The organism is Embleya sp. NPDC056575 (assembly GCF_042793325.1).
Taxonomy (GTDB): Bacteria; Actinomycetota; Actinomycetes; order Streptomycetales; family Streptomycetaceae; genus Embleya.
Map to the genome: position 1 here is coordinate 57196 of NZ_JBHTVA010000051.1, position 25472 is coordinate 82667.

Sequence of the window (25472 nt, forward strand, 5' to 3'; positions counted from 1 at the left end):
GGCATCAGCCATGATCACCGGATCACGAGCACGTGCCGGAACCGATCCGTGATCAGCAATGCCGGATGGGATGTTCTCCTGGCACGTCCGGACAGCATGCACGATCGCCGGGCACTGGTCGGCCAAGCGGTTCGCGAGAACGTTCGTCGGCGGCACACCGAGTCGACGATTTCGTGAGTGCCCACGCCATACCCCGCGTATAACTTTGAGTGCACTCTCATTCACCACCGGTCGCGCCGCCTCGTCCGTCGCGGACGGGGCGGCGCTCGGCACCCAGGAGTGGCATGACCACAGTGCAACGCTACGGTGATCTCGAACTCGGCTTCCAGATCGTTCACGCCGTGCAACCCATCACGTCGACGCTGGCGGTGTACGACGTGCATCACGGCGTCTCCGGGACCGACTGGATGAAGACGGGCGTCAAACTCGGGCCTCAGGGCGCAAAGCCCGGCGGGTTGCTCCTGAGGGACAGGTCCAGCGACGGCAGCCTGCTCCGCAGGCCCGTCGGCTGGCAGCGCATCGGGGAAATCCCCACACCCGGTACCAAGACGGGCATCTGGCGGCCGATCCCCCCGCCCGGATACGTTGCGCTCGGCGACTACATCGCGGTCTGGTCCACCTCCGACCCGGCCCTGCTGCCCGAGTTCTACACGCAGTTCGCGTGCGTGAAGAAGATCCACAACGGTCGCAACTACGTTCGCGAAGGTGAGGTCGGGACCAAACTCCACGAGGCCAACGGCCTGCGAGTGTGGTCGGTCGTGGCGCCGCCGTACCCGGACGGCGACCAGGACGAGCGCCTCTACCTGCCCAGCGGCTGTCTGACCGTGGTCACGTCCTCCGGGACGCCCGCTCCGACCGCGACCACCTGGATACTCGACCTGCCGGCCGTGGTGGAGCGGCGCGAGGGGCCGGAGATCCCCGAGTTGACCTCCTTTGCCCGCCCGCCGGCCCAGACCTCCATCGCCGACCGCACGGTCACCGTGCCGTACTACCTGATCGACGACAAGGGCCGCGACGAGGAGTGGAAAGTCGCCAACTCCCCCTTCTACAAGGTCCGGCGCAAGCGCCACTACGAGCTGATCCTCTTCCGCGACAACCGAAACGGCTCGGAGTCCCAGCCCGAGTCGCAGGCCGTCACGACCGGCGTCACCAGGACCGCCGAGGAGTCCTTCCGCACCTCCACCGGCATGACTGTCGGTGTGTCGGTCGGCGTCGAGGCCGGCGCCAAACCGTTCGGCATCGGCGCTTCCACCACCGTGACCACCTCGATCTCCACCACGATCGAACTCGGCTACGAGCGCCGCACCAGCGTCGCGACCATGCGCGAGGAGACCAAGAACCGCGGTTTGAACGTCCCCCCGCGCAGTTCCGCCTGCCTGTGGATGGAACACCACGAGATCGTTCCGATCCGCGCCAACGGCGACACGCTCGGTTCCCAGGCCGCACTCGGCTTCACCACCGACTACTACGTCACCGGTGAGTACCCCGGCGGATCCCGAGCCGCCTACTTCGAGGAGGCGGCCGACGGCGCCCGGACCGACGGGCCTGCCCGACACCTGGCCCCCGACACCGAACTCTCCACACGACCACAAACCCAAGAGCCGGCCCCCGTCACGGCAGACTTCGAATAGGCCCATTCGACACGGCGTCGATGCCCGCCTTCGTCCTTCATGGTTGCCTGTGTAGGCGGGCCGTGCCCCGGAGTTCGACGGCGAAGGGCTCCCCATCGCTCGATCGGGAGCCCTTCGTGATCTCCCACTCGTCCTCCCCTTCCTCCTGGCCCCAAGCGATGTCGGAGTCCCGCAGCGGCCGAAGCCCGCCCAGGAGCGGCGAGGCGGTGAACGCGCACTTGCCCAGGACGTTGACGCGTCTGCATGTGGCGACGACGTCCGCACGCGCGAGGGCGCCGCCGACGCGGAATCGACCGACCCCGGGCACTGGGGCACATGGCGCGTGACGACGACGGCGGCGTCGAGGTCGTGCACCACCCGGTATGCTCCCGCCGGACCGCCGAGCAGACACGGAAACTCCGTACCGTCCTGGCCGCATCGGGGCTCGACGCCGAAGGTCTCTCCATCGCCCACGCACAAGCCCTCGCCGCGGCGGTGGCCCGAGCCGAACTCGCGCTCCGCAGGCGATTGTGAGCCGCCCCGTGGTCGCCCGTTCGCACGGAACAGCCGTTGCGGAGCATGTCCGACAGTGCCTGTCGGTAGGGATTCATACACTCGGCGTGATGACAACGAGTCCTGCCTTCCCTGCGTCGCGTATCGCTCTTCCCGATCTCGATGGCGCGATCACGAGATTCCAAGCCGAGTGGGTGCAGTTCGGTAGCCATCTGCCGTGCCACGGACGGCAACGGGAGGGCTTTCTCCCGATGTACCTGCCCGCCGATCCGGACGCCGGCCGACACGGGGGTGGGCATTGAGCGTGCCGGCACGACAGACGGAACCCGTGGACGTCCACTTGATCCTGCGCCACGACGGCGCCGACGGCCCGCGCGTGCTGTTGTCGCGGCGGGCCGGGGCGGTGTACGCGGCCGGCCTGTGGCATCTGCCGTCGGGGCACCTGGACGGCCCGCACGAGGATGTCGTCGACGCGCTCGTCCGAGAGAGCGCCGAGGAGACCGGTGTGTCCATCGACCCGGCCGACGTGCGCCTCGCCACCGCGATGCACCATCGCAGCCCCGGCGGGGGCGCCCGGGTGGGATTCTTCTTCGAGGTCCATCACCGGCACGGCACACCGCGGGTGATGGAACCGGCCGTATGTGACGCGATGGACTGGTACCGGCTCGATGCGCTGCCGACGCCGATGGTGGCCTACTGCCGGGCCGGCCTCGACGCCTACCGGGCCGGCGCCCGATTCGCCGTGCACTTCCAACGCCCCGGCGACTCGATTGCCTACGACGCCACACAAGACCGACTGCGTATGGTCCCGGCTGTCGGCGACACAGGCCCGGTATCGCCCGAGACAGCCACGCGGGTACTCACCGAATGCCCTGTCGAAAAGGGGAGCGGGGCATGACGGAAACCACGGGCAGACGACTGCGCGACCAAGACGCCGACGCGGGGAAGCCGGAGGCGGAAGCCCCCCACGGTGGAGACGTTGACGTACGACCACCCGGGCGGCGACAGCCTGGAGTCGGCCGAGTGGTTGACCGGCCGCGGCATGCCCCGCCGGCTCCCGTCGCCGGCCCGCAGAACCTTCACCCTGGCATGGGAGGTCGACCGCGCGGCGGTCGTGTCGCTGCCGGCCTGCCAACTCGTGTCCGGGGCGTCCGCCGCCTTGGGGCTGTTCGCGACCACTGCGGCGTTTTCCGCGCTGATCGAAACGGCAGACGATCCGGGCCGGTTGGGGTCGACGATCCCGGCGGTGTCGGTGCCGGCCGCCACCGCCGGTCTGCGGGCATTGCCGGGATCGCCATCCAGGCCCTGTCCAACAGTCTCTCGCCCCGGATCTGCCGAGAAGCGGGAATACAGGATGCTGGAGGCGGCGGCCAACGCCGAACAGGCCGTCTACGACCATCCCGGCCTCAACGAGCGATATGACGCGGCCGAACGGGGCGTCGACGTCAGCCGCGACATGATCGGACAGTCCCAGAAAGAACTACATCTCCTCCCCGGCCACCCTCGTCGCAGCGGGCGTGGTACTCGCCGCGCTATACCCGCTGTTGCTGCCGCTGCTCCTGCCGGCGGCCGTCCCGCAGGCGATGGCCTCGATCCGAGGCGAGTGCGTCACCTACCTGGCGGTCGTGGCCACGCACAAGGACCGCCGGGTGATGTCGATGCTGCGGTGACACCTGATCGCCAAGGAACAGACCGACCAGGTCCGCACCGACACCTTGGCCCCCAACCGCCTCGGCAGGTACAGAGCAGGCGCGGTGCGGGTCGAGACCACCAACGACCGGGCCACCTGGGAGAGAGCGAAGATCGCGGTGGGGGAGCCGTCCCACGGAGCCGGCGTCGGCAGTGGTGTGGGGCGCGGTGTTGTTGCTGCTGCTGGAGACCGGGCGGATCTCCGCGGCGTCCACCGGTACGGCGATCTTCGCCCTGCGGTTGGCGAGAGCGCCTGCTCGTCGGCGAAGTCCCGCGAATTCGCCGTGCGATCACGGACGCCATGCGCGCCGGCACGCGGGAGCCTGTGTCGGGGTCGCCAATCTTGTCCAGGGCGCCGTGCTGTTCACCGCCCTCGACGTGGTGCCACCCCGAGTGGTGACGTCACGGTGTGGAGAGCCGACGCCATCGCACCGGACCGTTTACCGAGGCGGTTGGCACGGGGCGAGACACTCGTGTGGGCGGGGATCGTCGGGCCTTGATCGGTACGTCCGGCCGCCCGAGCGACCGGAGGCAACGCTCGTATCCTTGTCTCGTGGCCGCGTCGGAATCAAACCGATCTCGTTCCGGACGCGTCGATGACGGCGGGAACTCCAAGACGCACACGCCGCGAACGACACCCCACGCGGTCCGGCCGATGCGCAGACAGGACCAAACCATGCGACAACGCCCAGCTCGCGAACGATCGCCGATACGCCGAAGTGAAAACAGGCAGAAACCTTGCCGCAATGACCCTGTTTGCATCACGAATCGGCAAAGCCCTCAAGAACCCGCAGGTCAGGAAGGGAAGTCCCCACGCAGGTGGGGGTGAGCCGAACATGGAATTTCACGGCCCGACCCATGAAAAGAAGTCCCCACGCAGGTGGGGGTGAGCCGGGAATCCGGGACGGACCGCGCAGCAGCAGATGGAAGTCCCCACGCAGGTGGGGGTGAGCCGGCCCCCACGATTTCCCGGCCCAGTTCGGCCAAGAAGTCCCCACGCAGGTGGGGGTGAGCCGCATCGCCTGGGCGCCCATGAGCACCCATCCGCGAAGTCCCCACGCAGGTGGGGGTGAGCCGACGCGGCATGCAGTGGCTCACGACCCCGTACAGAAGTCCCCACGCAGGTGGGGGTGAGCCGTTCACGGCGCAGCGCCGTGACCTGCACCTTCAGAAGTCCCCACGCAGGTGGGGGTGAGCCGGGCACCACGGCCACCGGCGCCAGCTCGGCCACGAAGTCCCCACGCAGGTGGGGGTGAGCCGTCGAGCGGGATGATGCGCGGGCCGAATGGCTTCGTTTATCTCCGGGAACAGCGTTTGTCGATGGGTTACGGAGGCAGTTAGTGATCAACCGGCTCAGGGATGTCGACGAGAGATGACGGCACGTGTCCGGCCCCGTTGAAGGCTTGCCGATCTCGCGGAGTCAGCGATCAGTAGGTTGTGTCGTCGAACGTTGAGTCGTCTGTTCGAAGGGGGCGGATGGAAGAGGCAGAAATCACGATCGAGCTCACCCGCGACGAAGCGACGGTCCTGTCGGACTGGTTGGAACGGTTGCAGATGACCGATGTCAGCAGCACGGTCGATGATCCGGCGGCATGGGCACCGATCCATCGGATCGCCGGCCAGTTGGACAAGATGCTGCCCGCGCTCTTCTTCCCCGATTATGACGTGCGACTCGAGGAGGCCCGGTGCCGCCTGCGTCCGCTCGATGACGGGAGCCTTGAAGACTGAGAGGTTGTCTCACGTGGCAAGTTATGCGAGCTCCTTGTAGCAGGTCAGGGCGGCGGCCTCGGTCGGCCTTCGGCTCTGTCGGTCGGCGCGGACCATGTACGCGATCTTGAGGGCACGAGCAGCCCATGGCAGGCTCGTGCCGCATGATCGATGAATTCGCGAAAGGTAACCTGCACGAGAGACTGCGGCGGGACCGCAAGGCGCTGCTCTGGAAAATCGACGGCTTGTCCGAATACGACGCTCGCCGACCTTTGACAGCGACAGGAACCAACCTCCTCGGCCTGGTCAAACACGTGGCCGGCGTCGAAGCCAGGTACTTCGGCGAGGTCTTCGACCGCCCTTCCCCGGAACCGCTGCCCCGGTGGCAGGACTCCGACGGCAGCGATCTGTGGGCGACCGCAGACGAGAGCCGCGATCAGATCATCGGGTTCTACCAACGCACGTGGGAACACTCGGACGCGACGATCAACGAGCTTCCCCTCGATGCCCCCGGCCACGTGCCGTGGTGGCCGGAGCCTCATGCCGATACGAACCTGTTCGCCATCATGGTCCATGTCCTCGGCGAGTCCATCCGGCATGCCGGGCACGCCGATATCCTGCGCGAGGGCATCGACGGCCGGACCGGGTTGCGTGCCGAACATGAGAAGGAGATCGACGAGGAAGCTCGTGCAGCCTACTGCGCGAAGATCGAGCAGGCCGCCAGGTCGGCCGCATCGATCAAGGCTTGAATCGATCGAATCTCGAGAGATCGCGGCGGCGTTCCGGGCCGCACGAAGGCCACGCGGGATGTACGGGATGGTTCTCGAACCGCGGGTCCTGGTTCGGAAACTCATCGACTTTCCCGCGCAGGAAGTCCCCATGCAGATGGGCATGAGTCGTACGGCGCCCGCTTCTTCGCGAATGGAGCGATGGCGGGGAGCAATTGGGGTGGGTGAGGCGACACGTGCTCGATCAGCCATCCTGCCCCTGCGTTGGGCGATCGCGAGTAGGTGAGCGACCAGCGTCGCCTTGCGGTTCCCGTCGGGTGGGGCTGGGCGCGCCAAGTCGGCGAGGTCGGCGAACGGGTCGGCGGCGAAGACAGCCCGTGCGGCAGCGAAGGTGAGGGTGGGGCGCTTCAGGAGGTGAGTGCTTGCATTTCGCCTGTGCGGATGTTGCTGATGGTGGCGGTGAGGGTGCCAGGTCGGGTGTAGGTGTGTCCTCAGTCGGGGCTGGGTTGGGCGCCTCGGTTTCGATCTCATCGTCACCGATGGCTGGGGTCGTACAGATCGATACCAGGAGCACACCCACCACGACGGCCTTCGCCGACGGACCTCAGCACGACCGGTCCCGTTGGGCATTCATGTCGGCCACGTGCCACTTCCCCGCCGGATCACGGGCCAGGGTGAAGGCGCGAATGTAGCGAGGTGCCTGGCTTGACGGCGAGGCCGGGCCTCCGTCGCGACAGGTGGCGTGCTGCCGGCTGATGTCGATGCAGGTCGCCAACGTCACTGTGGGTATGGTCGCGGTCGGGGACACCACCGAGTCGTGTGGTGTCCTGGGGCCGGTGATTCCTTGAACCGTGATGCCGTCGCGGGCGTTGTCGGAGGCGATGCGACGAATCAGCGCTGCGGCTCGTGCCGTTGCTACGTCGGCTATTGGCGGGATGCCGGCCGGCCCCGTGGGGTGCGTGCGCACCGATACCCACAGCGCGGTCGCCGTGCCCTGTACCCGGCGCACCAGGAGCGTGCGCACGTCGAGCCAGTTCCGCAGGGCCTTTCGCGTGGACGGGGACGGCGGTTCCGCCCGGGTGACCGGTGGGCTCACCGAACGGGCCCGGGGCCGGCGGGTGATCACCACGCTCTCCCCACCGGCGCTCAGATCGTCCAGCCGCATCGCGCACAGTTCCCCGAGCCGTGCACCGGTGTCCAGGACGACCCCGATCACCGCGTACAGCCGGAGCGGGCCGGGGTCGACCCCGGTCCGCTCGGCGTGTGCGGCGAGCCGGCTCGACAGGTGTGAGCGCTGTCGGAGCCCGACCGGGACCTTCGGTTCGGGCATCGCCGGGCGCTCGGGCAGGTCGACGACCGCCTCCCCCGCACGGGCCAGGATCCCCAGGCAGTCGAGGCGTACCCGCACACGCTCGCGGCCGACAGGAGATCGGCCAACGAGGCCGCCGGCGTCGGGGGGAGCAGATTGCCCTGTGCGAGCGCCCTGCGCAACTCGCCGGCGGCCCAGCGCAGTTGGTGCGCGCGAGCGGGCGAGGCCCCCCTCGCGGGGTCGCGCGCAGCAGAGCCCGATCGATCTGATCCAACGCAGCAGCCGGCACCTGGTCTGTGACGAATGCGATATCCGATCACCGTAGGACCGCGTGCGGGCCGACGGAATCCCCGAGATGCGGGACGAGTTCGTTGATCGCGAACCGGCTCCGTGCCGCACAGGCGGACACCTATGAAACGCCTCGGTCGACGGTCGGGCTGCGGCGTTCGACCAGGACGACGTCGCGCCATCGGCCGTGGTGGAGTCCGAGGCGTTCGCGGGTGCCGACGACGCGGAATCCGGACCGTTCGTGCAGGGTGAGGCTCGCGGTGTTCTCGGGGAAGATGCCGGATTGCACCGTCCGGATCCCGGCGGCCTCGGTGGAGGCCACCAGGGCGCGCAGCAGGGCGAGTCCCACGCCGCGTCCGCGGGCGTCGGGGTGGACGTGGACGGAGTGTTCGACCACGCCGGCGTAGGTGCAGCGGTCGGAGGCGGGCACGACGGCGGCCCAACCGAGTACGTGGTCGTCCCGGTCGAGGGCGACCAGGCGGTGTTCGCGCAGTCGGGTCGTGTCGAACGCCTGCCAGGTGGGGGCGGTGGTCTCGAAGGTGGCGTCGCCCCCGTCGATGCCGAGCCGGTAGATCGCCAGGACCGGGTCGGCGTGTTCGGGGCGCATCGCCGTGACGTGCACGCCCGTCGCGGCGCCTGTCATGCCGCTTCGATGCCGAGTTCGGCGAGCAGGGCGCGGACGCGTCGTTCGATCTCGTCGCGGATCGGCCGCACGGCCTCGACGCCCCGTCCGGCCGGGTCGTCGAGTTTCCAGTCGAGGTATCGCTTGCCGGGGAAGATCGGGCAGGTGTCGCCGCAGCCCATGGTGATCACCACGTCGGAGGCGCGCACCGCCTCCGCGGTCAGGATCTTCGGCGTCCGGGCGGACATGTCGATGCCGACCTCCGCCATCGCCGCCGTGGCGGCTGGGTTCACCGTGTCGGCTGGCGCGGATCCGGCGGAGCGTACCTCGACGCGGTCACCGGCGAGGTGGGTGAGCCAGGCGGCGGCCATCTGGGACCGTCCGGCGTTGTGGACGCACACGAACAGCACGGATGGTGTGGTGGGTTCAGACACGGGCGGAGCCTTCCGGGGCTGCGGTCGCGGTGGGCGTCGCGGTGGGTTGGGGGAAGTGGCGGCGGGCGGCGAGGGCGACATACACGAGGCCGATCAGTACCGGTACTTCGATGAGGGGTCCGACGACTCCGGCGAGGGCCTGTCCGGAGGCGGCGCCGAAGGTGGCGATGGCGACCGCGATGGCGAGTTCGAAGTTGTTGCCGGCGGCGGTGAACGCCAGTGTCGTCGCTCGCGCGTAGTCCAGGCCGACGGCGCGTGCGACGGCCATGGATCCGCCCCACATCAGCGCGAAGTAGGCGAGCAGGGGCAGGGCGATCCGGGCGACGTCGAGCGGTTTGGAGGTGACGGCGTCGCCCTGGAGGGCGAAGAGCACGACGATGGTGAACAGGAGTCCGTACAGGGCGAACGGGCCGGTCCTGGGGATCAGCGTCGTCTCGTACCAGGTCCGGCCCCGGGCCTTCTCGCCGAGGCGGCGGGTGAGGAACCCGGCCAGGAGGGGGATGCCGAGGAAGATCAACACACTCCGGGCGATTTCCCATACGGACACGTCCAGGGCGGTGCGGTCCAGGCCGAGCCATCCGGGCAGCACGTCGAGGTAGAACCAGCCGAGTGCGGCGAAGGCGATCACCTGGAACACCGAGTTGAGCGCGACCAGGACGGCGGCGGCCTCGCGGTCGCCGCAGGCCAGGTCGTTCCAGATGATCACCATGGCGATGCAGCGGGCCAGGCCGACGATGATCAGGCCGGTGCGGTACTCCGGCAGGTCGGGCAGCATCAGCCACGCGAGGGCGAACATCAACGCGGGACCGACGATCCAGTTCAGGACCAGGGAGGGGAGCAGCAGCCGCCGGTCGCGGGTGACGGTGTCGAGGCGGTCCCAGCGGACCTTCGCGAGCACCGGGTACATCATCACCAACAGGCCGAGTGCGATCGGCAACGAGACGCCCGTGACCGTCACCTTCGCGAGCGCGTCGCCCAGGCCGGGGACGAGCCGACCCAATCCGAGGCCGGCTCCCATCGCGATCAGGATCCACACCGCCAGGAACCGGTCGAGGAACGACAATCGCCCGGCGACCGGCCCCGCCGGCGCCTCGATGGGGGCACTCACGCGCCGGCCGGTTCGGGAAGCGGTGCGCCGGCAGGGCGGCTGAGGGTCGCGGCGAGGCGGTCGGTCATGGCCGGCAGGAGCCGGTAGTACACCCACGTCCCCCGGCGCTCGGAGGCGATCAGTCCGGCCTCGCGCAGCAGCTTGAGATGGTGGGAGATCGTCGGCTGGGACAGGTCGAAGGCGGGGGTGAGGTCGCACACGCAGACCTCCCCGCCCGCCCGCGAGGCGATCATCGACAGCAGTCGCAGCCGCACCGGGTCGCCCAGCGCCTTGAACACCCGCGCCAAATCGACGGCCTGGTCCTCGTCCAGCGGGGCGGTCAGCAGGGCCGGGCAGCAGCCGTCGGCGTCCTGCCCGAGCACCACCAGTTCTTGTTTCGACATCCCTCTATGTTGACGTTCTTCGATCCAGCGCGCAAGCTTGTATCGACCGACATCGATACAAGCCGATGGGAGACCGTCATGTCCCGTGTGCAGCTCGCGCTCAACGTCGCCGATCTGGAAGCCTCGGTGGCCTTCTACTCCAAGCTCTTCGGCGTCGAGCCCGCCAAGCGGCGCCCCGGCTACGCGAACTTCGCCGTCGCCACTCCACCGCTCAAGCTCGTCCTGATCGAGGGCGAACCCGGCCAGGACACCCGCCTGGACCACCTCGGCGTCGAGGTCGACTCCACCGACGACGTCACCGCCACCACCACCCGCCTCAAGGACGCCGGACTGGCCACCTTCGAGGAGAACGACACCTCCTGCTGCTACGCGCTCCAGGACAAGGTGTGGGTCCACGGCCCGGGCAAGGAGCCGTGGGAGGTCTACGTCGTCAAGGCCGACAGCGACCGGATGGGCAAGAATCCCGCCCTCCCGGGCGCCGACGCGTGTTGTGCGGCCGAGTCCGAGGCCGATCCGGCACCCGCCGAGGCCTGCGTCTGCGGCGGCTGACGGTCGAAACCGGGGCCGGCGGGGCGCCCGGCGGGTCGCCGGCCCCGGTCGCCTTCCGGGCCACCCGCGTGTCAAGCCGTGGCGGGGACCCGGACTCGCATCGGATGGGGCCGGGGTCCCGACGAAGGGTCCCGGCGCGCCTCTCTCCCTCGATCCGTCGCCGGTCCCGCTGCCGGGCGTTCTCTCGGGCCTCGGTGGTGACGGCCTTGCCGAAGACGATCGCCGCATGCGGTAGGCCCCTGGATCGAGGGAACCGGCGATTCGTGGGGATCGCCGCGAGCCCGCGCGGTCGATGCCCACCGGCCCCTCGCCGTTCCCGGTGCTCGCGTTCCTCCGATGTGACCGACAACGCGAAGACCCTGCGGCCGGGCCGGGCCGGGGCGTGCATCGGCATCAGTCGGGTCGGGTGAGCGTCACCCGAGCCGACGCGCAGTGAACTGCCGGATACGGCAACGACCCCCACCGCGCCCATCGCCGTATCGGAAACGAGCGCGCGTACGCGCGAACGGCAGCCGTGCCACGTGAGGCGAGTCATGCGCCGCCCGACTACGCCCGCGCCGACAGCCCGCCCGAGGCCAGGCCGGGAACTCGGCCTTCTCCGGCGCGCGTTCCCGGCCGCCAGGGGCCTCGGCGGCGCTCAGAACCCCGGCGGTCGGCGGAATCCGCCGATTGCCTTCGCGAGACATTGTGCGAACCGGACCGCCGTGCGGTCGTGTAGGTAGGGCGCGATCACCTGGATGCCGACCGGAAGCCCGTCCCGGGTCGCCCCGACGGGCGCCACCGCCGCCGGCAGGTGGTTGACCGCCGAAGGCGCCATCCAGGTGAGCATCTCGCGGTACGGCCGGTCGGCGCCGTCGACGCGCAGGGTCCGGACCGACCAGGTGGGGTCGGGGCGATGGTCGTGCGGGAAGGCGGCCGTCGGGCTCACCGGGCACAGGAGTACGTCGACGTCGCGGAAGAACTCCGCCCAGCGGCGGCGGGAGTGCTGCCGGCGTTCGTCGAGCGCGTGCCAGTCCCGGAAGCGGAGCGTCAGGTCCGACGCGAATCCGCCCGCCATACCCTCCGTCGCGGCGAGTTCCACGAGCCCGGCGTACGACTCGTCGGACTCGACCAACCCGCTCTGCGCCATCAGCAGCGGCTGATACAGGGCCATCGTCTCCTCCAGCCCGACCGGCCCCTCGCCCTCCACCACGGCGGCGCCCTCGGCCCGCACCGCTTCCACCGCCGCCCGCATGATGGCGACCAACTCGCTGTCGACGCGGCAGAACGGGTCGTCGAGCCAGGCCGCGACCCGGAACTCCCGCAGCGTGCGGGCCCTGGCGGCGGGCAGCTCCAACCGCCAGGCCGGGGCGCGTTCGTGGTCGGCCCCCGCGAGGACGTCGAGTCCCAGGTCGAGGTCGTCGGCGTGCCTGGCGAGCGGGCCGAGCACCGCCATGTCGAAGTCCGCCAGCGTCCCGGGGGCGTGTCCCGAGACGCTGCCGTGCCTCGGCACGATCCCGAACGACGGGCGCAGTCCGTACACGCCGCAGAAGTGGGCGGGTACCCGGATCGAGCCCGCCGTGTCGCCGCCGAGTTCCAGGCCGGTCAGCCCCGCGGCCACCGCCGCGGCGGACCCGCCGGACGAACCGCCGGCTCCACGGGCCGGGTCCCACGGATTGTTCGTCGTTCCGTAGATCTCGTTGTGGGTCTGCCAGTCCCGGGCGTCGGCCGGCAGGTTCGACTTGCCGAACACGATCGCTCCCGCGTTCCTGAGCCGCGCGACCGACTCGGCGTCGTGCGTCGAGACGTGATGGCCCCAGCGGGTCGAACCCCCGGTGGTCCGCATGCCCGCGACCTCGAGACTGTCCTTGATCGTCACGGGCACGCCGTGCAGCCGGCCGAGCGGCTCGCCGCGCGAGACCGCGCGGTCGGCCGCCAGCGCCGCGGCTCGCGCGCCCTCCTCGTCCCGGGCGACGATGGCGTTGACCTTCGGGCCGAACCGCTCCAGCCGGTCGAGGTAGTGGTCGAGCAGCTCGACGCTCGACACCTCCTTCGCCGCGACGGCGGCGGCGAGTCGGCCTGCGGAATGAAATGCCGGATCGGTCATGCGAACCTCCGAAAAAACCTGAACCGCAGCGATCACACCATTGCGGCTGACACAAAAGCCCAGGTCAGGGCCGGTCAAGGCCGAGACTAACGTGCGTAGGCGATCAAATCGGCGTGTGGCCTTGGTCACTTCTGTAGGCAGCTCGTCCGGCACTCAAGGGGCGGCAACCGGAGCCGGGCGCTCGTCCAGGATCGGTGCCGAGTCGACGCCGGCTCGTTCCCCCCTCGTCGCCAACGGCAGCGCGCCCGGCCCGTCCCGGCGCGCCGTGCCGGCGAGGCGTCGGCGATGCTGTGCGTGTGGAGTACGTGTCCCAAGTGCCGCGGCCGCCGCTGGACGGGCTGATCGACGACCTCTACTACCTGGAGGGTGCGCCGCCGTACGCCCGGCTCACGCTGCCGGCGATGCCGGCGGCGCTGCTGATCGTCAACCTCGGGGCGCCGTTTCGCATCCGCGCCGGCACCGACATCGCGACGGCCGAGTACGCCGACGGCTGCGTGGTCACCACGCCCACCCGCGCCCTGGAGTTCGGCTACCCGCCCCGGACCCGGTCCGTCGGCGTGCACTTCAAGCCGTGGGGGCCGGCGTCGTTCCTGCCGATGCCCGCGGCCGAACTGCGCGACCGGCCGGTGACATTGGAGCAGGTCTGGGGCCGGCCCGCCGTTGCCGAGCTGCGCGAGCGGCTGGCCGCGGCGGGCGGACCGCACGAGATGCTGACGCTGCTCGAAGAGGAGCTGACGCGACGGCTGTGCGAGAGGGCCGGCCTGGGACTGGTCCGCCACACGGGCGGCGTCATCGCGGCGACCGGCGGGGCGGTGGCGATCGGCGACCTGAGCGTGGCGGCCGGCGTCAGCAGTACCCATCTGGCGCAGCGATTCAAGGAACTCGTCGGCGTCACGCCGAAGAGGCTGGCCCGCACCCACCGCTTCACCGCCGCCGTGCTCGCGATCGACCCCGCCGGACCGATCGACTGGGGTGAACTCGCCGGTGGCGCGGGCTACTTCGACCAGGCCCACTTCGGCCACGAGTTCCGGGCGTTCACCGGGCTCACACCGACCCGGTACCTCGAGATCCGACGGCGGTTCCTGCGCGAACATCCCGGCCACACGCTGGACGGGTGGCCGCTGCCGGCCGATTGATTTCCTACAAGAGCGACGGCTCACCACCCGCTAATTTGGGGCACCCGAAAGCAGAGGAGAGCCCCGTGGGCAAGGTGGTCATGTACGGCTCGGTGTCGGTGGACGGCTTCGTCGCGGACGAGAACGACCAGCCCGGGCCGCTGTTTGACTGGCTGTCCGGCGGTGACGTCGCGTTGGACGAGAGCGGCGCGGTGAAGGTGTCGCGGACGTCCTACGACTACACCCGGCCGTACTGGGACCAGATCGGGGTGACGGTCGCCGGCCGCCACGTCTTCGACATGACGGACGGCTGGGACGGGAAGCCGCCGAGCGGGATCGACCACGTGGTCGTCGTGACGCACCGGCCGGCGCCCGAAGGTTGGGACCCCCGGGCGCCGTTCCACTTCGTCGACGGCGTCGAGGCGGCCATCGCCAAGGCGCGGGAGCTCGCGGGCGACCGCATCGTCGAGGTCGCCGCCGGCGACGTCGGCGGCCAGGCGCTTGCGGCGGGCCTGGTCGACGAGGTGCGCATGGACGTCGTACCGGTCGTTTTCGGGTCCGGCAAACGCTACTTCGGGTCGGTCGACGCGCAACACCTGTTGGAGGACCCCGACGTGGTGATCCAGGGCGACCGGGTGCTCCACCTGCGCTATCGGGTACGCCGCTGACCGATCCGAGCGAGCCTGCGAAACAGTCCCGAGGCCGGGGTTGTGGACGAGGACCGTTGGGCCGCCCTGGAACAGCCTGAACCACCAGGGCGGCACGATCGAGGCGGCAGCCCTGGCGGTGCCGTTCCCGCTCCGGACCGCCCCTTGACCGTCCCGGACGGCCGTACTACCGATCCGCCATCGCACTCACGGCGTTGACGCGCTCGGCAGCGACCCGAGGTGCCCGCGTATCGCGAGCGCCACGCGGTCCATCTCCGCGGTCGACACCCGCTCCGCCTCGGTCGGATTCAACAGGGCGAACACACTCGGCCCACGCAACTCGGGAGCCAGGTCCCCCATTCGGGGCACCACGTGGAAGTGCACGTGCTCGAACCCCGCTTTCTCGGCGAACTGCGCCACGTAGGTCTTGGCACACCCGGTCACCTCCCGCAGCGCCCGCGACACATGGACCTGCAACAGCCCCAGACCGGCGGCCTCGTCCTCGGTCAGATCCGCGATCGAGGTCACATGGCGCCGAGGGACCAGGACCAGCCAGCCCGGCAGGCTCGTACCGACCGCGTGCGTCACCCTCCACAGCGCGTCGGAAACGATGCGTTCGCGAGGCGGGAGGGTGTCGTACAAGGCGTCCTGCCGACAGGAGTAGCAACTTTCGAAAGGTGTCGTCATGCCCACGAGCGTAGGCAACGCGTGACACCACGAAAGGGGAAGTCCCTTTCCTGACCGGCCTGATGCGATGGCTGCCCGACAAGCGGAACCGGGAGCGGGAGCGGGACCGGGACTGGGCCTACTACGCGGTCGCCGCGCACATCGTGGCGGCCTCGGGCATCAAGTTCGGCATCGAGGGGAAGCCGGACCAGGAGGACTACGAGGCCGTCACCAACGGACACGTGTACCTGTCCGCCGAGTCGATCGAAGAACTCGCCGACCTCGCCGCCGAACACCCCGACCGCCGCCACGCCGACGACTGGTGGCACCGTCGGGCGGGCCTCGCCGGTCTCAAGCTCCACACCCACCTCTCCCACCCGCTGGACGCCGCTGTCGGCCGCAGCGGCAAGGGTGGTGCCACCCAGAAGGTGCGCCACCACCGGGTCCGCTTCGAGGGCACCGCGGAAATCGTCGACCCCGACGCGCTACGGGCCGCGGTGGTCGGTGGTGTCGGAAAGGGGCGGGCATATGGGTGCGGACTGCTGACGATTGCGCCCCTTCGGCCGACGGAGTAGGCGCCGACGGCTTGTCGCCGCCGATCGCCGTGACCGTGGCGCGAATGCCCTCGCTTGGGTCCGCTCCTACCGGCCGACGTTGCTTCCGGCCGCGTCATGGCGTTGTCCCGGCCGTTTTCGGGCGCCTGGATCGGTTCGCGGTCATCGGCTTCGGGTGTAGTGGGCTCGGGCCTTGGCGCGGTTGCCGCATTCGGCCATCGAGCACCACCGGCGTCGTCCGTTTTTGGAGACGTCCGCGAACCAGAGTGTGCATTCCGGGTTCGCGCAGCGCCTGATTCGGTCCGGATCGGCGGTGCGGAGCAACTCCAGGTAGGCGCGGGCCGCTTCCCAGGCCGGGCGCCATGCCGGGTCGGGGACGTCGACCTGCTCGGTGGGGCCCTGCGCGCCGAGTCCGAGGCGGATCGTGCCGCGTGCGAGGACCGCGTCCAGGTCCTGGTACGCGCCTTTCTCCAGTGCGGCGCGGATCGCCTCCCGGGTGGCGACGAGGGCGTTGCGTACGGCGTCGAGGTCCGTGTCGAGGTGGTTGTCCAAGGCGTGTTCGGCGAGCCAGGCCCGCAGTAGGGCCGGGTCGTCCAGGTGGTCGTACAGGGCGCCGTGCAGCGGCAAGCGCGTGTTCGCGAGGTCCAGCGCCAGGGGTTCGCCGGTCAGCGGGCGGATGTCCATGCCGATCAATCTAACCGATGAATGTGTGTTGACAGGTTAGACCTCGATTATCTAATGTCTAGACATCGAGCTAGGCGTTAGAAACGAGGGGGTGGCCGTAGTGCCGCGCATCGGCAGTACCGGGGCAGGACTGGCGGCCATGACCGTGTCGTTCGGCCTGAACTTCTCCGCCGGGGTGTTCTTCGCACCGGTCGCGGAGGATTACGGCATCGGCGCCGGGACCCTCGCGGTCGCGGCGGCGCTGTCCACGGCGGTCACCGGCGCCGCCCAGCCGCTGGTCGGCGTCCTGCTCGACCGGGTCGGCGCGAAGCGGGTGATCGTCGCGGCGCTTCTGCTGCTGTCGGCGAGCTACCTGGCGCTCGGCGCGGCGCGCGGCTCCGGGCAGTTCGTGGCGGCGTACGTGGTGCTCGGCGGCCTCGGCTTCGCGGGTTCCTCCAGCCTCGCCGTCAGCACCCTGATCGCCCGGGCCGAAGGCGACCGCGCGGCACCGGCGTTGGCCCGCGCCGCGATCGGCATCAACCTCGGGCAACTGGTCGTCCCGTGGGCGGCGGCCGGGCTGTTCGGGCCGTTGGGGACGCGCGGTACGTACGTGGCGATCGGGGCGGCGGGGCTCGCCGCCACCGCGGTGCTCGCGGCGGCGGTCCCGACGGACCGTCAGGTGGCAGCCGTGCCAAGGGCTTCCGGCGCTTCGCTCGCGTCCGGGGGAGCAGGGCCGGGTCTGCCGAAGCGGCAATCGCTGCGTGGCCGCGGGCGCATCCTCGCCGCGTTCGGGCTGCACGCCGCGACCCTGTACGCGATGGTCCTGCTGCTCCCCAAGCACGCCGTCGAACTGGGCTGGTCGGCCGCCGCCGGCGGCAGTCTGGTCGCGGTGGCCGCCGCCGCTGCCGCGGTGTCGTCCGCGGTGACCGCGCGTCTCGTTGGTCACACCGCGCCCGAACGCCTGTTGCCCGTCATGCACGTGCTGCGCGCCGCGTCCCTCGTGCTCGCGGCGGCGGCTCCCGACCCGCGGCTGCTCGTCGTCGCCGCCGTGCTGTTCGGCGCCGCGTCGTTCACGGTGATCCCGCTGACCATGGCGATCGTCACCCGCGGCCTCGACCCGGCACGCCTGGGCCGAACGCTCGCCCCCGCCTGGATCGTCCACCAGGGCTCGGCCGGCCTCGGCCTCGCCTTGGCCGCCGCCGGACACGCCGCCACCGGCGGCTACCGCGCCTACTTCGCGGCCGGCGTCGGACTCAGCCTGCTCGCCGCCGTCCTGACGTCGACCACCGAGAGCGCGGCCCGTACCGCCGCGCGCACCACCGCCTCAACCGCACCTCTCGCATCCTCTGTATCCACCTCGTGACCCGGAAAGAGACGATCCCCATGAACGCCATCACCACCCCCACGACCGCCCCCACCCCCACCCCCTCCGCCGACCGCGCCATCCGCCACGCCACCGTGCGGATCGACGGACTGAACGTCTTCTACCGCGAGGCCGGCGACCCGGCGAACCCCACACTGCTCCTGCTGCACGGCTTCCCGTCCAGCTCCGCGATGTACCGAGACCTGATCGGCGAACTCGCCGACACCTACCACCTGGTGGCCCCCGACCACATCGGTTTCGGGCAGTCGGACGCGCCGGCCGTGGACACCTTCCCGTACAGCTTCGACAAGTTGACCGAGGTCACCCTCAAGCTCGTCGACCACCTCGGCCTGGACCGGTTCGCGCTGTACATCCAGGACTACGGCGCCCCCATCGGCCTGCGGATCGCCGCCGCGCACCCCGAGCGGGTCACCGCGCTGATCAGCCAGAGCGGCAACGCCTACCTGGAGGGCTTCACCCCGTTCTGGGACGTCCTGTTCGCGCACGCCAAGGACCGCCGGACGCACGAGCCCGCGGTACGCGGGCTGTTGACCGCCGAGGCCACCAAGTGGCAGCACACACACGGCATCCCGGCGGACCGCCTGGCCCGAGTGGCCCCCGACGCGTGGGTCCTGGACCAGGCGTACCTGGACCGGCCCGGCAACAAGGAAATCCAGCTGCAGCTGTTCTGGGACTACCAGTTCAACCTCGACGGCTACCCGGCCTTCCAGGAGTACTTCCGCACCCACCGGCCGCCGACACTGGTCGCGTGGGGCGCGGGCGACGAGATCTTCGGCCCGGACGGGGCCCGCGCGTTCGCCCGCGACCTGCCCGACGCGGAGATCCACCTGCTCGACGCCGGCCACTTCGCCCTCGCCACCCACACCCCGGAAATCGCCGCACTGATCCGCGACTTCCTCGACCGCAACGTCACCTGACCACCACGCCCCCGCACGCACGCGGCGCCGCCCCCGGCCACCCGGCCGGACGCGGCGCCGCGTCGCGCCAGGGCGTATCCGGAGATCCTGGCACCACTCCCGACATCTGGCGCGTCACCGGGCGCTGCGGTGGGTTCGAGGTTGTCGGTGCTGCGACGTGCTTGGTCTGGGACTACGCGTGAATTGCGGCGGTTTGCTGGGGCGGCGTTACCAGGGTCTTTGCCTGCCGACTCGCGTATTGCCGGCGTATTGGGGCGGATTCATGGCTGCTGCCGCGTCTTTGGCCGCTGGGGTGCGGTTGCCCTGGGTGCCCGTGTCGGCGGGCCGGGGCAGGACGGTGTCTTTCGGGAGCCGTCGCGGGGCCCTGGGCGGTTTGCGTCTCGATCACGTTGTGTGGCTTGGCGCGGTCGGGCGGGGCCGTGCGTCCGGAGTTATTTGCTCGGTCGGGTTCGGGAGTATGTGTGCACCCATTGGGCTGCGGCTGGGAGGACCTCGTCGAGGGTGGGGATTTCCGGGTACCAGGCTTTTTCCCATTCGAGGGAGATCCAGCCTTGCCAGGCTTGGGCTTGCAGGGTGGTGCCGATCGTGGTCAGTGGTACTGCTCCGGTGCCCAGGGGGACCGGGGTGGTGTCGATGGTCGAGGCTGCGTCCTTGATTTGGAGGTAGTGCAGGAAACCCGCGAGGGCTTCGGCGGTTTCGGGGGGTTGTTCGCCGTGGCGCCAGGGGTGCAGGGCGTCCCAGATCGCGCCGACCGCGCCGGCGAAGGGGCGGATCAGGGTTGCGACGGCTGTGCCCGTGGGGTGGGAGTCGTGGGTTTCGACGAGCATGGTGACGCCGCGGGCGCGGGCGTCGGGGAGGAGGGCGGCCAGTCTGCGTTGGGCGCGTTCGGTGTCGCCGTCGCCGGTGCCGCCGGGGAAGATGCGGACGGCCGATGCGCCCAGGTCGTAGGCCAGGTCGAGGAGGCGGTCGACGGCGGACAGGACGACCGGGTCGGGGGTGGGTGCGCAGATGCCCGCGTAGCCGGCCAGGCACGGTAGGGCCAGGCCGGCGTCGGTGATCCGGGCGCGGATGGCCCGGCGCTCGGCCGGGGGCAGGTCCACGTGTACGAACTCGTCCTGGTGGACCCTGAGTTCGAGGCCGGTGCAGCCGTGTCGAAGCGCGCGGACGAGGTGTTCGTGCACCGGCCGGCCGGGGGCGCCGAGGGTGCTGAAGGCCCACCTCGGATGCTCGGGTGTGCTCACGTGTCCTCGAATCTTTCGCCCCGCGGCGGCACGGTCGAATGGAAAGCGCTTTCCCGCTTCTGTTTCGGAGCGTAGGTCGCCGTTGCCCCCGGGTCAAGGCGACACCGGCGCGTCGAGGTGCCCCCGTGCTCGATCCCCGGAGCGGGATGTCAGCCGAGTGTGTAGTCCAGGACGTACGTGTGACCGCCGTCCTCGGTTCGTGTGATGTCCAGCGAGCCGGTGATCCCGGCGAGTTCGTCCGTCCCGGTACCCGCGACCACCCGGATCGCCAGTTCCTCACCCGCGGTGCCCGGTGCGCAGTGCAGGAAGACGAAGGAGCCCTTGCGGCCCGTCAGTTCGCCGGTGAAGCGTTCCACCGCGACATAGGCGGCGGGGGCGCCCTCGACGTCCATGATCGACGACATGTGCACCGTGCTCTCGCCGGCCAGGTCGCCGGTGAACACCTTGGTGATGGTGACCCGGCCGAGTGCGGCGCCCGGGGCCTCGTCGATCGCCTCCGGTTGGAAGGAGGTGAGGTCGAATGTCCCTGTGGCGGTCGTGCCCATGCCCATTGCGCGGTCCTCGTTTCTGGGAGGATGAGAATCCCGTACATCGCCGGTCGCACGCAGCTTCGCATACGGCGCCGACATCCGGGGAGGGCCCGGCACCCGCGTGTCAGGCCCGCCGCCCCACCACCACCGTCATCACCGCGCACAGCGCCGCCGGCAGCAGCAGGGCCCGGGCCAGATCGTGGCCGCCCGTCGCGCCGTCGACGCCGACGAACGCGCCCATCGCCGCGACCCCGACAGTGGCGCCGATCTGGCGAACCGCGTTGAGCAGGCCGCCGGCCGCGCCGGCCGTGCCCTCCGGTGCCGTGGCGATCACCGTGCCGACCAGGGCGGGCAGCGCGAAGGACACCCCGAAGCCGGTACACACCAGCCCGATCGCCAGCACCGGATACCCCGAGCCGGCAAGCACCGCGACGGCGAACACCACGCAGCCCGAGGTCAGCAGCCCCAGCCCGGCCAGCATCGGGGCCCGCGGCCCGGACCGCGCCACGATCCGCCTGGTGAGCAGCGGGTTCACCGCGAACGGCAGCGTCATCGGCAGGAACGCCACCCCGGTCCGCATCGGCGACATGTGCAGGTTCTGCCGGAACAGCAGCGGCAGGACGAACAGCAGTCCCGTCATCGCGAAGTTGACCGCCGCCCCGGCGAGCAGCGCCGCCCTCGTGGCGCGCGAGCGCAACACCGCGGCCGGCAGCACCGGGTGCGGGCTGCGCCGTTCGGCCCGGACGAACAGCAGCGCGGCGAGCACCGCCGCCGCCCCCGAACCGGCCGCGTGCGTCCCGGATCCCGACCCGGCCGCGATCAGCGCGTCGGTGGCCAGGCCCAGCGCCACACATACGACGAATTGGGATGCCCGGTCGATCGGCCGCTCGCCCCGGGGGCACCGCACCGCGCGGCCGGCGGTCAGCGCCAGGGTGAGGGCGGCGATCGGGACGTTGATCAGGAAGATGGCGCGCCAGCCGTACGCGTCCACGAGCAGGCCGCCGGCGAGCGGACCGACGGCGAGGGCCGCGCCGCTGAGCGCCGCCCACACCGATACCGCCCCGGCCCGCTCGGCGGGGATCGGGAACAGCCGGGTGATCATCGCCATCGACGCCGGTACGCAGGCGGCCGCGGCCACCCCGAGCAGCCCGCGCAGCGCCACCAACGTCCACAGGTTCGGCGCCGCCGCGCTCAGCAGCGAACCGACGCCGAACCCGACGATGCCGACCCGGAACGCCCGGTGTGCGCCGAACCGGTCGGCCACCGACCCCGCGGTCAGGAGCAGCGCGCCGAAGACGACCGTGTACCCGGACACCGTCCACTGCAGCCCCGCCACCGAACCGCCCAGCGACCGGGCCAGGTCCGGCTCGGCCACGGACAGCACGGTCATGTCGAGCAACACCATGAAGTAGCCGAGCGAGATACCGATCAGGGCTCGGGTGCGCGATCTCGAGGTGATGGTGGGTGGGGTTGCGACGGATGGATCGAGGAGTGTCATCGAGAGTCTCCGAGAGTGGAGCGACGGTGGGGGAGCGACCCGATAGAGGTCCAAAAGAGGTCCAAAGGAGGTCCAAAAGAGGCCCGAAGAAGGCCCGGAAGCGACCCGGAACAGGCCCGGGAGCGACCCGGGAGAGACCGAGGATCGTGCTGCACCACTGTCCGTCGACCGCGGCTCTCGACTCGACCGGCCCGACCGTATGCTCCGTTCGGAATATCCGAATGCTCGAAGGAGGTTGCCCGGCCATGGAACTTCGCCAGCTGCGCACCTTCGAGGCGGTCGCCCGGTTCGGCACCGTCACCGCGGCCGCCAACGCGCTCGACATCGCGCCGTCGTCGGTCTCCGAGCAGATCCGAGTCCTGGAGAAGTCCGTGGGCGTAATCCTGTTCGATCGAGGCCCCCGGGGCATGACGCCGACCGCTGCCGGGGAGCGGATGCGGGAGTGGGCGCACCGGCTGCTCGACCAGGCCGAACAGGCCCGCCGTGAGGTGGCCGCCGCGGCACCGCTGCTGCGGCTGGGGGCGTTGGAGAGCATCGCCGTGACCCACGTGCCCTCGGTGCTCGGCCGGCTCGCCGCCCGCCGGCCCGATCTGCGGGTCCAGGTGGTCTCGGACAGTGATCGGAGCGAACTCCTGAACGCCGTGGCGGCCGGTCGGCTGGACGTGGCGCTGCTTCTGGACACCGGCACCTGGCTGGGTGAGCTGGGGTTCGAACCACCGCCGGCCGCACTGGCGTTCGTCGACCTGGAACCCGTCGGGCTGGCGCTGGTCGCCGCCCCGGGGCATGCGCTGGGCGACCGGGACCGGATCACCGACGCCGACCTGCGCGAGGAGCGGCTGCTGGTCAACGGGGCATCGGCCTGCTCCTTCCGCCTGGCCGGCGATCGTTTGCTCGGTGCCGAGGTGGAGCGGGTCCGGGCCGGCGGTGTCGCGGTCACCCGGGCCTGGGCCGAACAGGGGCTGGGCGTCGCGCTGTTGCCGCACTTCGCGGTCGCCGACCAACTCGCCGCCGGCACCCTGGTCAGGCTTGCGCTGGACACCCCCGACCTCACCCTGCGCCTGGTCTGGCGCCCGGACCGCGAGACGCTTCCCGGACTGCGCGAGGTGCTGTACGCGGCGGCGGCGCCCGGCGAGCGCGTCGAGGCCGGCGCGCCGATCCGGGCGGGCTCGCCGCAAGGCTGAGCGGGCCCCACAACCGGCCCCACAGCCGCCCCCACAACCGGCCCAACCCCCGCCCCGCCGACGGGCGTGTCCATCGTGTGCCGACTACGCTCGAAAACCGACCATCACGCTACGTGACGACACTGCATCGGCCCACGCCCGCTCGCCGGCCCGGCCGGTCGACGGACGGGAGCAGGACCATGCCGGACACCACTGCGCCCCGCACGGCCGACGGGTGGTCGCCGTGGACCCGGTGACCACCTCCCTGGCCGAGCTGCACGAGCGGCTGAGTTCGCTCGCCGACGGCGAAGTCGCCGACTACATCCCACAGTTGGCCTCCGCCGATCCCCGTACCTTCGGACTCGCGCTGGTCAGCATGTCCGGCAACCGCTACCACGCCGGCGACACCGACGACCTGTTCAGCATCCAGTCGGTGTCCAAGCCGTTCGTCTACGCGCTCGCCGTGTCCGAACTCGGGCCGGCCGAGGTGGCCCGCAGGGTCGGCGCCGAGCCCAGCGGCGAGGCGTTCAACGCGATCAGCCTGGAGCCGGGCACCGGCCGACCGGCGAACCCGATGGTCAACGCGGGCGCGATCGTCACCACCTCGCTGGTTCCGGCGGCCGACGCGCGCGACCGCTTCGAACGTATCCGCGCGTGCCTGTCCGCCTTCGCGGGCCGATCCCTGGACGTCGACGAGGACGTCTACCGCTCCGAGGCGGCGACCGGGGACCGCAACCGGGCGCTGGCCTACCTGATGCGCGGCGCGGGTTCGTTGGCCGGCGATGTGGACGAGACCGTACGCACCTACTTCCGCCAGTGCTCGATCCGGGTCGGGGTGGCCGACCTGGCGGTGATGGCGGCCACGCTGGCCAACGGCGGCGTCAACCCCGTCACCGGCGACCGGGTGATCGCCGAGCCGGTGGCGGTGCGGGCGTTGGCGGTGATGGCGACCTGCGGGATGTACGACAGCGCGGGCGAATGGCTGCTGCGGGTGGGACTGCCCGCGAAGAGCGGGGTGTCCGGCGGCCTGATCGCGTGCAGTCCGGCGCGGTTCGGCATCGCGGTACACAGCCCGCCGCTGGACCGGGCCGGCAACCCCGTGCGGGGTGTGGTCGCGCTGACCGAGTTGTCCGAACGTTTCGCCCTGCATCTGATGCACCAGCCCGGTCGGCACATCGCCACCGTCACCGAGGTCACCACCGCGCTCGACCACCCGTCCTACCGGGCCCGGACACCCGGGCAGCGGGCCCTCCTGGACCGCGAAGGGCATCGTGTCGTGGTCATCCGGGCGCAGGGGGCGTTGGAGTTCACCGAGACGGAGCACCTGCTGCACGCGCTGCGCCAGTCCGAGCCGAGCCCGCCCGGGTGCATCGTGCTCGACCTGGACCGGGTCACCCGGATCGCGCTCGGCTCGGCCGCGATGCTCGGCGCCGTGCTGGCCGACCTGGTCGCCGCCGGCCACGAGATCGCCATCGCCGCCCGGGAACCGCTGCTCGACCCGATCGGCGACGGGCCGGCGCCGTGGACGGCGTTCGCCAACCGGGAGGAGGCCGTCGCGTGGGGCGAGGACCGGCTGTTGGCGACGACGACCGAGCCGACCGGATAGACACGACCCCGCGCACCCGGCCGCCCGCCCCGCATCGCCCCGGAAGGACCCCACCGGACCGGTCACACTCCTCCGCCCGCGCGGGTCACCTCCTCGACGGACCGACAACGGACCCGCACCCACAAGGGCGAAAGCCCCGACGCCGACCCGCGCCCGGACCCCGCGCCCGGACCCCGAGTCCGCACCGCCGGCCGGCCCTCCCGAGGAGCGCACCATGACCACAGGCATCAAGACGGTGATCCACCCCGTGCCGGATCTCGCCGAGGCCAAGGAGCTGTACGGCCGGATCCTCGGCGTCGACCCGGTGACGGACGAGTCATACCACGTCGGCCATCACCTCGAACCCGATCGGTCTCATCCAGGAGGCCCGAGCCCGGAGCGTCGTGGGCCCCGGGCCCGCGAGCCGCCGACGGCGCGGCCGACACCCCCCGTGGGTTTCGGACGCGCCCGCGGGGTGTGCGCACC

25 protein-coding genes, 1 pseudogene and 1 CRISPR repeat array are annotated in these 25472 nt (G+C 70.8%); of the genes and pseudogenes, 15 read left to right on the forward strand and 11 right to left on the reverse strand.

Annotation, left to right across the window (positions count from 1 at the left end):
• Positions 1 to 284: 284 nt before the first annotated feature.
• The 6 genes from ACFRCG_RS33205 to ACFRCG_RS33230 all read left to right on the forward strand — a co-directional run bounded on the left by ACFRCG_RS33205 (position 285) and on the right by ACFRCG_RS33230 (position 6268).
• Complete coding sequence (locus tag ACFRCG_RS33205) at positions 285 to 1631, forward strand: hypothetical protein (RefSeq protein WP_380038348.1); 1347 nt, start codon at positions 285 to 287, stop codon at positions 1629 to 1631.
• Between the two features lie 315 nt (positions 1632 to 1946).
• The gene (locus tag ACFRCG_RS33210; protein WP_380038350.1) at positions 1947 to 2144 is read left to right on the forward strand and encodes a hypothetical protein; all 198 of its coding nucleotides are present in this window, start codon (positions 1947 to 1949) and stop codon (positions 2142 to 2144) included.
• Positions 2145 to 2451: 307 nt separating this feature from the next.
• Complete coding sequence (locus ACFRCG_RS33215) at positions 2452 to 3021, forward strand: NUDIX domain-containing protein (protein ID WP_380038352.1); 570 nt, start codon at positions 2452 to 2454, stop codon at positions 3019 to 3021.
• 619 nt (positions 3022 to 3640) lie between these two features.
• Positions 3641 to 3793 (forward strand): hypothetical protein, encoded by a 153-nt coding sequence (locus ACFRCG_RS33220; protein ID WP_380038354.1) that lies wholly within the window; start codon positions 3641 to 3643, stop codon positions 3791 to 3793.
• Between the two features lie 823 nt (positions 3794 to 4616).
• Positions 4617 to 5072: direct repeats of the CRISPR family, unit length 29 nt; unit sequence GAAGTCCCCACGCAGGTGGGGGTGAGCCG.
• A 216-nt stretch (positions 5073 to 5288) separates the two neighbouring features.
• The gene (locus tag ACFRCG_RS33225) at positions 5289 to 5540 is read left to right on the forward strand and encodes a hypothetical protein (RefSeq protein ID WP_380038356.1); all 252 of its coding nucleotides are present in this window, start codon (positions 5289 to 5291) and stop codon (positions 5538 to 5540) included.
• A gap of 143 nt (positions 5541 to 5683) precedes the next feature.
• Entirely contained in the window at positions 5684 to 6268 is a 585-nt protein-coding gene (locus ACFRCG_RS33230) for a DinB family protein (protein ID WP_380038358.1), read from the forward strand.
• Positions 6269 to 6851: 583 nt separating this feature from the next.
• On the opposite strand, the gene ACFRCG_RS33235 is transcribed toward ACFRCG_RS33230, so the two are convergent.
• The 5 genes from ACFRCG_RS33235 to ACFRCG_RS33255 all read right to left on the reverse strand — a co-directional run bounded on the left by ACFRCG_RS33235 (position 6852) and on the right by ACFRCG_RS33255 (position 10391).
• A complete protein-coding gene (locus ACFRCG_RS33235) occupies positions 6852 to 7655 on the reverse strand; it encodes a tyrosine-type recombinase/integrase (protein WP_380038360.1) in 804 nt (267 codons plus the stop codon).
• Between the two features lie 310 nt (positions 7656 to 7965).
• Positions 7966 to 8487: a GNAT family N-acetyltransferase gene (locus ACFRCG_RS33240; protein WP_380038362.1), complete on the reverse strand. Its 522-nt coding sequence runs from the start codon at positions 8485 to 8487 to the stop codon at positions 7966 to 7968.
• Positions 8484 to 8900 (reverse strand): arsenate reductase ArsC, encoded by a 417-nt coding sequence (locus tag ACFRCG_RS33245; protein ID WP_380038364.1) that lies wholly within the window; start codon positions 8898 to 8900, stop codon positions 8484 to 8486. The genes ACFRCG_RS33240 and ACFRCG_RS33245 overlap by 4 nt, the downstream gene beginning before the upstream one ends.
• On the reverse strand, positions 8893 to 10008 hold the full coding sequence (gene arsB / locus ACFRCG_RS33250) for an ACR3 family arsenite efflux transporter (RefSeq protein ID WP_380038366.1): 1116 nt from the start codon (positions 10006 to 10008) through the stop codon (positions 8893 to 8895). The genes ACFRCG_RS33245 and arsB overlap by 8 nt, the downstream gene beginning before the upstream one ends.
• The gene (locus ACFRCG_RS33255) at positions 10005 to 10391 is read right to left on the reverse strand and encodes an ArsR/SmtB family transcription factor (protein ID WP_380038368.1); all 387 of its coding nucleotides are present in this window, start codon (positions 10389 to 10391) and stop codon (positions 10005 to 10007) included. The genes arsB and ACFRCG_RS33255 overlap by 4 nt, the downstream gene beginning before the upstream one ends.
• 78 nt (positions 10392 to 10469) lie before the next feature.
• Here ACFRCG_RS33255 and ACFRCG_RS33260 point away from each other — a divergent pair, with 78 nt between their 5' ends.
• A complete protein-coding gene (locus ACFRCG_RS33260; RefSeq protein WP_380038370.1) occupies positions 10470 to 10940 on the forward strand; it encodes an ArsI/CadI family heavy metal resistance metalloenzyme in 471 nt (156 codons plus the stop codon).
• 637 nt (positions 10941 to 11577) lie between these two features.
• On the opposite strand, the gene ACFRCG_RS33265 is transcribed toward ACFRCG_RS33260, so the two are convergent.
• Entirely contained in the window at positions 11578 to 13026 is a 1449-nt protein-coding gene (locus ACFRCG_RS33265; protein ID WP_380038372.1) for an amidase, read from the reverse strand.
• A 296-nt stretch (positions 13027 to 13322) separates the two neighbouring features.
• Between ACFRCG_RS33265 and ACFRCG_RS33270 the strand changes: the two genes are divergently transcribed.
• Positions 13323 to 14162: a helix-turn-helix domain-containing protein gene (locus tag ACFRCG_RS33270; RefSeq protein ID WP_380038374.1), complete on the forward strand. Its 840-nt coding sequence runs from the start codon at positions 13323 to 13325 to the stop codon at positions 14160 to 14162.
• Between the two features lie 65 nt (positions 14163 to 14227).
• Positions 14228 to 14809, forward strand: a complete 582-nt coding sequence (locus ACFRCG_RS33275; RefSeq protein ID WP_380038376.1) for a dihydrofolate reductase family protein — start codon at positions 14228 to 14230, stop codon at positions 14807 to 14809.
• A 186-nt stretch (positions 14810 to 14995) separates the two neighbouring features.
• Here ACFRCG_RS33275 and ACFRCG_RS33280 read toward each other — a convergent pair whose 3' ends face one another.
• Positions 14996 to 15475, reverse strand: coding sequence for an HIT family protein (locus ACFRCG_RS33280; protein WP_380038378.1), 480 nt, complete (start codon positions 15473 to 15475; stop codon positions 14996 to 14998).
• A 62-nt stretch (positions 15476 to 15537) separates the two neighbouring features.
• Here ACFRCG_RS33280 and ACFRCG_RS33285 point away from each other — a divergent pair, with 62 nt between their 5' ends.
• The gene (locus ACFRCG_RS33285; RefSeq protein ID WP_380038380.1) at positions 15538 to 16029 is read left to right on the forward strand and encodes a type I-E CRISPR-associated protein Cas6/Cse3/CasE; all 492 of its coding nucleotides are present in this window, start codon (positions 15538 to 15540) and stop codon (positions 16027 to 16029) included.
• Positions 16030 to 16170: 141 nt separating this feature from the next.
• Here ACFRCG_RS33285 and ACFRCG_RS33290 read toward each other — a convergent pair whose 3' ends face one another.
• Entirely contained in the window at positions 16171 to 16692 is a 522-nt protein-coding gene (locus ACFRCG_RS33290) for a CGNR zinc finger domain-containing protein (RefSeq protein WP_380038382.1), read from the reverse strand.
• A gap of 139 nt (positions 16693 to 16831) precedes the next feature.
• Between ACFRCG_RS33290 and ACFRCG_RS33295 the strand changes: the two genes are divergently transcribed.
• Positions 16832 to 18034 carry an MFS transporter gene (locus tag ACFRCG_RS33295; protein WP_380038384.1) on the forward strand — a complete coding sequence of 401 codons (1203 nt, stop codon included), beginning with the start codon at positions 16832 to 16834 and terminating at the stop codon, positions 18032 to 18034.
• Positions 18035 to 18054: 20 nt separating this feature from the next.
• Complete coding sequence (locus tag ACFRCG_RS33300; protein ID WP_380038386.1) at positions 18055 to 18972, forward strand: alpha/beta fold hydrolase; 918 nt, start codon at positions 18055 to 18057, stop codon at positions 18970 to 18972.
• 431 nt (positions 18973 to 19403) lie between these two features.
• Here ACFRCG_RS33300 and ACFRCG_RS33305 read toward each other — a convergent pair whose 3' ends face one another.
• From ACFRCG_RS33305 to ACFRCG_RS33315, 3 genes are all read right to left on the reverse strand, one after another.
• On the reverse strand, positions 19404 to 20213 hold the full coding sequence (locus tag ACFRCG_RS33305; protein WP_380038388.1) for a sugar phosphate isomerase/epimerase family protein: 810 nt from the start codon (positions 20211 to 20213) through the stop codon (positions 19404 to 19406).
• Positions 20214 to 20362: 149 nt separating this feature from the next.
• Positions 20363 to 20764, reverse strand: a complete 402-nt coding sequence (locus ACFRCG_RS33310; RefSeq protein ID WP_380038390.1) for a DUF3224 domain-containing protein — start codon at positions 20762 to 20764, stop codon at positions 20363 to 20365.
• Between the two features lie 103 nt (positions 20765 to 20867).
• Positions 20868 to 22241, reverse strand: coding sequence for an MFS transporter (locus tag ACFRCG_RS33315; protein ID WP_380038392.1), 1374 nt, complete (start codon positions 22239 to 22241; stop codon positions 20868 to 20870).
• A 245-nt stretch (positions 22242 to 22486) separates the two neighbouring features.
• Here ACFRCG_RS33315 and ACFRCG_RS33320 point away from each other — a divergent pair, with 245 nt between their 5' ends.
• The 3 genes and pseudogenes from ACFRCG_RS33320 to ACFRCG_RS33330 all read left to right on the forward strand — a co-directional run.
• Positions 22487 to 23422, forward strand: a complete 936-nt coding sequence (locus tag ACFRCG_RS33320) for a LysR family transcriptional regulator (protein ID WP_380038394.1) — start codon at positions 22487 to 22489, stop codon at positions 23420 to 23422.
• A 223-nt stretch (positions 23423 to 23645) separates the two neighbouring features.
• Positions 23646 to 25007, forward strand: coding sequence for a glutaminase A (gene glsA / locus ACFRCG_RS33325; protein WP_380038396.1), 1362 nt, complete (start codon positions 23646 to 23648; stop codon positions 25005 to 25007).
• Between the two features lie 214 nt (positions 25008 to 25221).
• A pseudogene (locus ACFRCG_RS33330) lies at positions 25222 to 25472 on the forward strand (hypothetical protein); the annotation flags it as partial.